The following is a 504-nucleotide window of genomic DNA, read 5'->3' on the forward strand; positions in this document are numbered from 1 at the left end:
GCGGCGCGCTCGTCGCCTCCGCGAACGCGAGAGCGAGCGGTTCGAGGACGAACCCGCGCGGGTCGGCTCCGGTCATGGCGACGTCCTGGTCCCGCGTGGGCTCGAGCGACTCGACGATCGGTTCAGGAGACCGCGTTCACGGCGTCGGTGATGACCTGTGCGACCTCCGCCGGGTGGGTCAGCATGACGAGGTGGGGCGAATCGAGTTCGACGACCGCGCGCAGTCCCGCCCGCTGGTAGCCGAAACGCTCGACGTCCGGGTTGATCGTGTGGTCGTCGCGCGAGACGATGCCCCACGCCGGCGTCGTCGCCCAGGCCGCGACCGGAGCGGGCTCGCCGAATGCGAAGGCGGCGAGCGGCCGCTGCGAGACCGCGAGCACCTGCGCGGTCTCGAGCGGTACCCCGTGCGCGAAGACCTCGGGGAACGCGTCGATCGCGACGGAGACGTCCGTGCCGGGCTCGGCGCCCTCGATCGGGAACGGCGTGTAGACGAGGTTCGCGGCG

At 72.4% G+C, this 504-nt stretch carries 1 protein-coding gene; it reads right to left on the minus strand.

Annotated features, from left to right (window positions below; all coding sequences use genetic code 11):
• Positions 1 to 122: 122 nt before the first annotated feature.
• Positions 123 to 504: alpha/beta fold hydrolase (locus tag AC4FQ5_RS20225; protein ID WP_491146555.1), on the minus strand; the 382-nt coding region annotated here is incomplete at its 5' end.

It is taken from the genome of Chryseobacterium sp. DT-167 (assembly GCF_058310155.1).